The sequence below is a fragment of the Rhizobacter sp. P2_H2 genome (assembly GCF_056403375.1).
The window spans coordinates 1-2,394 of sequence record NZ_JBFUFP010000854.1 but is presented as its reverse complement, the minus strand read 5'-3'; the positions used below and the strand labels follow the sequence as shown (position 1 = coordinate 2,394).

General features: G+C 70.3%; 4 protein-coding genes. 1 reads left to right on the top strand and 3 read right to left on the bottom strand.

Annotated elements, in window-relative coordinates; translation table 11 throughout:
• The coding region (locus AC1D15_RS27285) for a DNA gyrase subunit A (RefSeq protein WP_477828473.1) at positions 1-1,065 on the top strand (1,065 nt) is incomplete at its 5' end.
• Positions 1,066-1,109: 44 nt separating this feature from the next.
• On the opposite strand, the gene AC1D15_RS27280 is transcribed toward AC1D15_RS27285, so the two are convergent.
• The 3 genes from AC1D15_RS27280 to AC1D15_RS27270 form a co-directional block, all read right to left on the bottom strand.
• The gene (locus AC1D15_RS27280; protein WP_477828472.1) at positions 1,110-1,457 is read right to left on the bottom strand and encodes a hypothetical protein; all 348 of its coding nucleotides are present in this window, start codon (positions 1,455-1,457) and stop codon (positions 1,110-1,112) included.
• A gap of 86 nt (positions 1,458-1,543) precedes the next feature.
• The gene (locus AC1D15_RS27275) at positions 1,544-2,023 is read right to left on the bottom strand and encodes a disulfide bond formation protein B (RefSeq protein WP_477828471.1); all 480 of its coding nucleotides are present in this window, start codon (positions 2,021-2,023) and stop codon (positions 1,544-1,546) included.
• A gap of 3 nt (positions 2,024-2,026) precedes the next feature.
• A partial coding sequence (locus tag AC1D15_RS27270) for a RidA family protein (protein WP_477828470.1) occupies positions 2,027-2,394 on the bottom strand: 368 nt, incomplete at its 5' end.

Below are 2,394 nucleotides of genomic sequence, written 5' to 3'. Positions count from 1 at the left end.
GTGCTGCTGAACATCGACGAGGTGATCCGCATCATCCGGCACTCGGACGAGCCGAAGGCGGCGCTGATCGAGCGCTTCAAGCTGAGCGAGCGCCAGGCCGACGACATCCTCGAGATCCGGCTGCGCCAGCTGGCGCGGCTGGAGGCGATCAAGATCGAGCAGGAACTGGGCGAGCTGCGCACCGACCGCGACAAGCTGCAGGAGATCCTCGGCAGCCCGGCGGCGCTGCGCCGCACGATGGTCAAGGAGATCGAGGCCGATGCGAAGCAGTACGGCGACGACCGCCGCACGCTGATCCAGGCCGGCAAGCGCACCGTGCTGGAGGTGAAGGTGCTCGACGAGCCGGTCACCGTGGTGGTCAGCCTGAAGGGCTGGGCGCGCGCGCTGAAGGGGCACGAGGTCGACCCGGCGGCGCTTGCCTTCAAGGCCGGCGACGGGCTGTACGGCACCTTCCCGTGCCGCAGCGTCGACACGCTGCTGGTGTTCGGCAGCAACGGGCGGGTCTACTCGATCGCGACCAGCCTGCTGCCGGGCGGGCGCGGCGACGGCCAGCCGATCACGACGCTGGTCGACCTGGAAAGCGGCACGCAGCCGCTGCACTACTTCGCGGCGAGTGCCGACACGAAGCTGCTGCTGTCGAACACCGGCGGCTTCGGGCTGCTGGCGCAGGTGTCGGACATGGTCAGCCGGCAGCGCGGCGGCAAGAGCTTCGTGACGCTGGACGAGGGCGACAAGCTGCTGCCGCCGGTGCCGCTGGCGGCAGCGCACACGCAGGTGGCGTGCCTGAGCTTGAGCGGCCGGCTGCTGGTGTTCCCGCTCGACGAGCTGAAGCTGCAGGCCAACGGCGGCCGCGGGCTGACGCTGATGGAAGTGGATGCGAAGGATCCGCTGGTCTCCACCGCGACCTGCGCGGCCGCGCTGAAGGTGCTCGGCCTGGGCCGCGGCGGCAAGCCGAAGGAGGAAGACCTGAAGGGAGCGTCGCTCGCCGTCTATGGCGGCAAGCGGGCGCGCAAGGGGAAGGTGCTGGATGCGGGGATGAAGGCGCAGCGGGTGCTGGCGGGCTGATGCCAGGTTGATGGCGCGCCCGGCTCAGCGGCCGGGCGGCATGCTCACCGGTGGCGCGCCTGCTGCGCGTGTCGCCCGTCAGGGTGTGCAGTCCGCTTGCGCGGCGGTGATTTGCGTGGGGCCTTCGCCTCGGCGGCGGCCGGTGGTTCCGGCTGCACCTCCTGCGGCGGTGTCGGCGGCGTCAGCTGCCCGATCGCCGGGAAGGTGGGCACCGGCATCGCACCGAGCCAGAAGCTCCACATCGAGCGGCTCGCGCTCACCATGTGCTCCCAGCTGCGCGCCTGCCAGGCGGCCATCTGCTCCACGCCCCACGGGCCGTGCCAAGCCGGGGGCTCGGTGGCGGTGGGGTTGTCCTGGCGCGGCTCCCACCACGAGTTCCAGTGCCACATCATGATCGTGCTCCGGTAGCGGACGATGCTGTGAGCTTAGCCCTCGATGGCCGCGGGCGCCATCGGCGATTGACCCGCGGCCAGGGTGATCAGCGCCCGCGCAGCGCCGACAGCACCAGCAGCCCCGCCACGCCGAACACCGCGAGGCTCCAGAACTCGTAGGGCACGCCGATGATCGAGACCGCTGCCTCGGCGCAGCTGCCGGTCACCTGGAACACCGACGGCAGCAGCTTGTCGACGCCGATGCCGCTGATGATCTTGTCGGCGAAGGTCAGGTTGCACGAGGTCGATTTCGCGGCCACCAGGTTCTGGTACAGCGCTGCCGCGATCCCGCAGGCAGCCAGCAGCACCGAGATGCCGCCGAGCGCGACGCGCGGCCCGCCGCGCAGCCACGCGGCGACGATGCACAGCACCGCGATCAGCGTGAACAGCAGGCGCTGCAGGATGCACCACGGGCACGGGCGCATGTCGAAGACGTACTGCGAGAACAGCGCGATACCGACGGCGGCCAGGCACAGCAGCGCGACGGCGTACAGGCGCTGCGTGGCGCCGAACTTGAAAGTGGCCATCGTTCAGGCCACCTGCGCGATCAACTCGATCTCGACGCAGGCGCCCATCGGCACCTGGGCCACGCCGAACGCGCTGCGTGCGTGCGCGCCCTTGTCGGCACCGAATACCTCGGCCAGCAGCTCCGAGCAGCCGTTGGTCACCAGGTGCTGCTCGGTGAACTCGCCGGTGCTGTTGACGAGGCTCATCACCTTGACGATGCGCTCGACCTTGTTCAGGTCGCCGCCGACGGCCGCCTGCAGCGTGCCCAGCAGGTCGATCGCGATCGCGCGCGCGGCGAGCTTGCCGGTGGCGGTGTCGGTGTCGAGGCCGAGCTTGCCGATCCAGGGCTTGCCGTCGCGCTTGGCGATGTGCCCGGACAGGAACACGAGGT

Coding starts and splice junctions, on each gene's coding strand:
- AC1D15_RS27280 (WP_477828472.1), bottom strand. CDS start 1,457: ATGATGTGGCACTGGAACTCGTGGTGGGAGCCGCGCCAGGACAACCCC.
- AC1D15_RS27275 (WP_477828471.1), bottom strand. CDS start 2,023: ATGGCCACTTTCAAGTTCGGCGCCACGCAGCGCCTGTACGCCGTCGCG.